This window comes from Rhizobium moroccans, assembly GCF_057559155.1.
The window spans coordinates 100,608-107,251 of the sequence record NZ_JBHFJG010000013.1 but is presented as its reverse complement, the minus strand read 5'-3'; the positions used below and the strand labels follow the sequence as shown (position 1 = coordinate 107,251).

The 6,644-nt window shown below is 59.9% G+C and carries 7 protein-coding genes; all 7 read left to right on the top strand.

Going from position 1 to position 6,644, the window contains the following annotated elements; all coding sequences use genetic code 11:
* Positions 1-174: 174 nt before the first annotated feature.
* The 7 genes from sufB (at position 175) to sufA (ending at position 6,556) form a co-directional block, all read left to right on the top strand.
* Positions 175-1,644, top strand: coding sequence for a Fe-S cluster assembly protein SufB (gene sufB / locus ACE04I_RS10185; protein ID WP_487207012.1), 1,470 nt, complete (start codon positions 175-177; stop codon positions 1,642-1,644).
* Between the two features lie 61 nt (positions 1,645-1,705).
* Complete coding sequence (locus ACE04I_RS10180; protein ID WP_046792319.1) at positions 1,706-2,047, top strand: GIY-YIG nuclease family protein; 342 nt, start codon at positions 1,706-1,708, stop codon at positions 2,045-2,047.
* A gap of 108 nt (positions 2,048-2,155) precedes the next feature.
* Positions 2,156-2,911 carry a Fe-S cluster assembly ATPase SufC gene (gene sufC / locus ACE04I_RS10175; RefSeq protein WP_046792318.1) on the top strand — a complete coding sequence of 252 codons (756 nt, stop codon included), beginning with the start codon at positions 2,156-2,158 and terminating at the stop codon, positions 2,909-2,911.
* Positions 2,912-2,930: 19 nt separating this feature from the next.
* Positions 2,931-4,205 (top strand): Fe-S cluster assembly protein SufD, encoded by a 1,275-nt coding sequence (sufD, locus tag ACE04I_RS10170; protein ID WP_046792317.1) that lies wholly within the window; start codon positions 2,931-2,933, stop codon positions 4,203-4,205.
* 198 nt (positions 4,206-4,403) lie between these two features.
* On the top strand, positions 4,404-5,642 hold the full coding sequence (locus ACE04I_RS10165) for a cysteine desulfurase (RefSeq protein WP_046792316.1): 1,239 nt from the start codon (positions 4,404-4,406) through the stop codon (positions 5,640-5,642).
* Between the two features lie 11 nt (positions 5,643-5,653).
* A complete protein-coding gene (locus ACE04I_RS10160; RefSeq protein ID WP_046792315.1) occupies positions 5,654-6,034 on the top strand; it encodes an SUF system Fe-S cluster assembly protein in 381 nt (126 codons plus the stop codon).
* Between the two features lie 132 nt (positions 6,035-6,166).
* A complete protein-coding gene (sufA, locus tag ACE04I_RS10155) occupies positions 6,167-6,556 on the top strand; it encodes a Fe-S cluster assembly scaffold SufA (protein WP_046792314.1) in 390 nt (129 codons plus the stop codon).
* Positions 6,557-6,644 lie beyond the last annotated feature (88 nt).

Genomic DNA, 6,644 nt, shown 5'->3' with positions numbered 1-6,644 from the left:
AAGCCGGCCGGCGAGGCGGCGTGACCGCCGCCAAATTCGCGGAAGCACAAATTTCCGCTTGCCAAAAGGTGTGAAAACCGCCTTCTGGCCCCTACATAGGGGTGGAACTTTTACCTCCCCGAGACAACGACCGATTTGCCGGAATTTGAGCCGGCAAGATTTTGGAGATTGAGTATGCCTGCTGTCCAGGAAACGATCGATCAGGTTCGAGGGATCGATATCGATCAGTACAAATACGGCTTCGAAACCGTCATCGAGGTGGACAAGGCGCCGAAGGGTCTTTCGGAAGAGATCATCCGTTTCATTTCCGCCAAGAAGCAGGAACCGGAATGGATGCTGGAATGGCGCCTCGAAGCCTATCGCCGCTGGTTGACCTTGGAAGAGCCGACCTGGGCGCGCGTCGAATATCCGAAGATCGATTTCAACGATCTCTACTACTATGCCGCGCCCAAGAACGTGACCGGCCCGGTCTCGCTCGACGAGGTCGATCCGGAGCTTCTCAAGACCTACGAGAAGCTCGGGATTCCGCTGCGCGAGCAGGAAATTCTGGCCGGCGTGCAGAAGTCGAAGGTGGCCGTCGATGCGGTCTTCGATTCCGTTTCTGTCGTCACCACCTTCAAGGAAGAGCTGAAGAAGGCCGGCGTGATCTTCATGTCGATCTCGGAGGCGATCCGCGAGCATCCGGAACTCGTGAAGAAGTATCTCGGCTCGGTCGTTCCGACCTCCGACAACTTCTATGCGACGCTGAACTCGGCGGTCTTCACCGACGGTTCCTTCGTCTTCGTGCCGAAGGGCGTACGTTGCCCGATGGAGCTTTCCACGTACTTCCGCATCAACGAGAAGAACACCGGCCAGTTCGAGCGCACGCTGATCATCGCCGAAGAGGGCGCCTACGTCTCCTATCTGGAAGGCTGCACCGCGCCACAGCGCGACGAAAACCAGCTTCATGCGGCCGTGGTTGAGCTCGTCGCTCTCGATGATGCCGAGATCAAGTATTCGACCGTGCAGAACTGGTTCCCGGGCGATGCCCAGGGCAAGGGCGGCATCTACAACTTCGTCACCAAGCGTGGCGATTGCCGCGGCAAGAACTCCAAGATCTCCTGGACGCAGGTGGAGACCGGTTCGGCGATCACCTGGAAATATCCGAGCTGCATCCTGCGTGGCGACAATTCGCGCGGCGAGTTCTATTCGATCGCCGTTTCGAACGGCCATCAGCAGATCGACTCGGGAACGAAGATGATCCATCTCGGCAAGAACACGTCGAGCCGCATCATTTCCAAGGGCATTTCCGCCGGCAAGTCGCAGAATACCTATCGCGGCCAGGTCTCGATCCACCGCAAGGCCGAGAATGCCCGCAACTTCACCAACTGCGACTCGCTGCTGATCGGCGACAAGTGCGGCGCCCATACCGTGCCGTATATCGACGTGAAGAATGCATCCGGCCAGGTGGAGCACGAGGCGACGACCTCGAAGATTTCCGAGGACCAGAAGTTCTACGTCATGCAGCGCGGCATTCCGGAAGAGGAAGCCATCGCGCTCATCGTCAACGGCTTCGTCAAGGAAGTCATCCAGGAACTGCCGATGGAATTCGCGGTCGAAGCCCAGAAGCTGATCGGGATTTCACTTGAAGGTTCGGTTGGTTAACCGGCTGAGGAATCCGTCATCCTCGGGCTTGTCCCGAGGATCTACATTCGCGGGATAGGGGATGAGTGGCTTCGTCTACATTATGTCCGACAAACCGCGAGGAGTGATCTACACCGGCGTCACGAGTGATTTGCGGGACCGCGTATCGGATCACCGCAACGCAGTTCAGGAAGGGTTTACGCAGAGATACAAGGCGAAAAATCTGGTCTGGTTTGAACGCCATCCAAATATCGTCTTGGCAATACAGCGAGAGAAGTCGTTGAAGCGTTATCTGCGTGAATGGAAGATCAAGCTCATAGAAGGTTTGAATCCCACATGGGACGATCTCTACGAGCGGATCGACGAGATTGAAAATGCCTACCGCCCCCATCCGAATACGGAACAGTGGAGCAACTACAGCTGACGGCTTAGATCCTCGGGACAAGCCCGAGGATGACGGAAATCGAACGGACCACGTTGTCCTAAGGTCTATCGGGCGGCCCTTGAACCGCTCTATGAATAGGAAGATAAAATGCTTGAGATCAAGAACCTGCACGCCCGCATCGCCGAAGACGGCACCGAGATCATCCGCGGCCTGAACCTGACCGTGAAGGCCGGCGAGATCGCCGCCATCATGGGTCCGAACGGCTCCGGCAAATCGACGCTGTCCTACATTCTCTCCGGCCGCGAGGATTATGAAGTCACCGAGGGTGACATCCTCTATAACGGCGAAAGCATCCTGGATCTCGACCCGGCCGAACGCGCCTCTAAGGGCATCTTCCTGGCCTTCCAGTATCCGGTCGAAATTCCCGGCGTGGCGACCATGCAGTTCCTCAAGGTCGCGATGAACGAGCAGCGCAAGGCGCGCGGCGAGCCGGAACTGACGACCCCTGACTTCATCCGCCGCGTCAAGGAAGCTGCCGGCGAACTGAAGATCGACATGGACATGCTGAAGCGCCCTCTGAACGTCGGTTTCTCCGGCGGTGAAAAGAAGCGCGCCGAAATACTGCAGATGGCTCTGCTCGAGCCGCAGCTCTGCATCCTGGATGAGACCGATTCCGGCCTCGACATCGACGCACTCAAGGTCGTCGCCGACGGTGTGAACGCGCTGAAATCGCCGGATCGCGCCGTCATCGTCATCACCCATTACCAGCGCCTGCTCGACTACATCGTGCCGGATACCGTCCACGTGCTCTACAAGGGCCAGGTGATCCGTTCGGGCGACAAGGAACTCGCGCTCGAACTCGAAGCCAAGGGTTACTCCGATATCATCGGGGAAGCCGCCTGATCGCGGAAGGGAGCCGTCCATGAACATTCAGACGACAAACCGGCTGACGGCCGCCGAAACGGCGCTCGTGGAAGCCTATACCGCACAGGTCGGCGAATTGCCCGGCAATGGCGCCGTGATCGGCGCGCGCGACCGGCTGCTGGACGATTTGAGAAAGGCCGGTCTGCCGACCCGCCGTATCGAATCCTGGCACTACACGGATCTGAAGACGCTGTTGCGGGCAATCCCGGCAGGCGAGCAGGCGCCGGTAATCGAAAAGATTGCCGCCCTCGTGGAGGGATCGAAGGTGCTTTCCGTGCGCCAGGGCGACGCGGACGCCAAGGCCGCCGTCGATGGCATCGAAGTCACGACCTTCAAGGATGCGCTCGCCGAAGGCACCGCTGCTGCCGGACTGACGGCGCTCGACAAGGACGACGCGATCGGCCGGATCAATGGCAGCTTCGTGCGCGACGGTTTCGCCATTGCTATCCCGGCCGGAACGGAACTTGAAGAGCCGTTGGAACTGCAGGTGCTGCATGGCGCGGGCCAGATCCACACCCGCTTTCCCGCAATTTTCGGCGCCGGCTCGAAGGCGACCGTGATCGAGCGGCACCGCTCGGTGGAGGAAGAGGGTGCATTCGTCTCTTCCGTGAGCGAACTTACGCTTGAAGACGGTGCCGAGATCACCTGGATTATCCTGCAGGAGCAGGGTGCTTCCGATACTCATCTCGGCCAGGTGCGCGTCAAGCTCGGCTCTGAGGCCAAGCTGCGGCTCTTCGTCGTCAATGTCGGCGGCAAGCTGGTGCGGCAGGAACTGCGCATCGATGTCGAAGGCGAGGGTGCCGACCTGACGCTGCGCGGCGTCAACCTGCTGGGCGCTGAAACCCATACGGACGTGACGCTGGTTCTCGGCCACAACGTGCCGCACACGACGTCGACGGAAACCTTCCGCAACGTCGTCTTCGATCGCGCCCGTGGGGCGTTCCAGGGCATGATCCGGGTCGCTCCCGATGCCCAGAAGACCGACGCCAAGATGGCTTGCAACACGTTGCTGTTGTCCGACGAAGGCGAGTTTTCCGCCAAACCGGAACTCGAGATCTTCGCCGACGATGTGATCTGCGGCCATGGCGCGACCGTCACCGACATCGACCGCAACCATCTCTACTACATGATGGCGCGCGGGGTTCCGGAAGCGAAGGCGCGCGCCATGCTCGTCAACGCTTTCGTTGCCGAAATCATCGAGGAACTCGAGGAAGAAAAGCTGGTCGAGGCGCTCGAAGGCGTCATCTCGCATTGGCTTGAAAGGCATGTCTGAGGCGGCTGACGGAGGGGACAACATCTCCTCCGCAATGCTCGTCCTCGGGTTTAACCCGAGGATGTCCCGAGCATCTACTGCCGTCGATCAGGTGGCAACCTGAGTAGATCCTCGGCACAAGGCCGAGGATGACGGAAAGCGGTGGAGCGGCACCTCTGTCAAACCACTGTTCGAGAGCGACAACCGAAAGGGTCTGCAATGGACCAGATTACGCCGGCCACCTATGACGTCGAAGCGATCCGGCGGGATTTTCCGATCCTGTCGCGCGAGGTTTATGGCAAGCCGCTGGTCTACCTTGATAACGGTGCCTCGGCCCAAAAGCCGCAGGTCGTCATCGACGCGATCGCCAACGCCTATTCGAATGAATATGCCAACGTGCATCGTGGCCTGCATTTCCTTTCGAATGCCGCGACCGAGGCCTATGAAGGCGCGCGCGAGAAGGTGCGCCGCTTCCTGAACGCGAGCTCCGTGGACGAAATCGTCTTCACGAAATCCTCCACCGAGGCGATCAACACGGTCGCCCATGGCTGGGGAATGCCGAATATCGGCGAGGGCGACGAAATCGTCGTGACGATCATGGAACATCACTCCAATATCGTGCCCTGGCATTTCATCCGCGAGCGGCAAGGCGCCAAACTCGTTTGGGTACCGGTCGACGAGGACGGTGCGTTCCACATCGAGGATTTCGAAAAGAGCCTCACGGAAAAGACCAAGCTCGTCGCCATCACCCACATGTCCAACGCGCTCGGCACGATCGTGCCGGTCAAGGAAGTCTGCCGCATCGCTCATGAGCGCGGCATCCCGGTATTGGTCGATGGCAGCCAGGGCGCGGTCCACATGCCGGTCGATGTCCGTGATATCGACTGCGACTGGTACGTGATGACCGGCCACAAGCTCTACGGGCCGTCCGGCATCGGCGTGCTCTACGGCAAGATGGACCGGTTGAAGGAGATGCGGCCGTTCCAGGGCGGCGGCGAGATGATCATCGAGGTGAGCGAGGACAACGTCACCTACAACGATCCGCCGCATCGTTTCGAGGCCGGCACGCCGCCGATCGTGCAGGCGATCGGGCTCGGCTATGCGCTGGATTATATGGAGAAAGTCGGACGGGCTGCGATCGCCCGTCACGAGGCCGATCTGACCGCCTATGCGACCGAGCGGCTGCGGGCCATCAACTCGGTGCGGATATTCGGAAACGCGCCGGACAAGGGCGGCATCTTCGCCTTCGAACTCGCCGGCATCCATGCGCATGACGTCTCGATGGTGATCGATCGCAAGGGTATCGCGGTCCGCGCCGGAACCCATTGTGCCCAGCCGCTCTTGAAACGCTTCGGCGTCACCTCCACATGCCGGGCATCCTTCGGCATGTACAATACCCGCGCCGAAGTGGATGCGCTGGCCGACGCGCTCGACTATGCGCGAAACTTCTTTGCCTGAGGAATTTTGCCATGGCAGTCGATGACACCGAACTGAAGTGGGATGCCCGCGAGGGAATTATCCAATCCGCCATTCCTGCCGATGAAGTGGCGCGTCTCAGCGACGACATCATCGCGGCGCTGAAGACCGTCTACGACCCGGAAATTCCGGCGGACATCTTCGAACTCGGCCTCATCTACAAGATCGATATCGAAGACGACCGCATGGTCAAGATCGTCATGACGCTGACGGCTCCCGGCTGCCCGGTCGCCGGCGAGATGCCGGGTTGGGTCGAGAATGCGGTGGGCGCCGTCGAAGGCGTGTCCGGCGTCGAGGTGGAAATGACCTTCGATCCGCCGTGGACGCCCGAGCGCATGTCGGAAGAAGCCCAGGTCGCCCTCGGTTGGTACTAGCATGATCCCGAAAAGTTGCAGACTTTTCGGACAAGATCATGCGGAAGCTGATATTGATCGGTTAAGGCGCCGGCATTAAATTGAATCGGAAACACCGGACCTTGAACCCGGCTGTGGAAGGAGAATGGGCCCATGGGCTTTGCAGTGATGACGATGACCGATACTGCCGCGACGCGCGTCAAGCAGATCGTTCAGAATTCCGGATCGGACGCCAAGGGCATCCGCGTCGGGATCAAGAAGGGCGGCTGCGCCGGCATGGAATATACCATCGACCTCGTCACCGAGCCGAATGCCAAGGACGACCTGATCGAGCGCGACGGCGCGAAGGTCTGGATCGAGCCATCCGCCGTGCTCTACCTTCTCGGCACGCAAATGGATTTCGAAGTCACCAAGATGCGGTCGGGCTTCACCTTTACCAATCCGAATCAGACCTCGGCATGCGGCTGCGGCGAGTCCGTCGAACTCAAGCCGGCCGATCTTGCCGCGCTTGCAAAGCAGCGCGAAGCGGAAGCACGCGTTTAACCGCCGGTACTTCCGTCGTCCTCGGCCTTGTGCCGAGGATCTAAGCCATCTCAACAAAAGCAACGTGGACGGATGCTCTGGCGTCCTC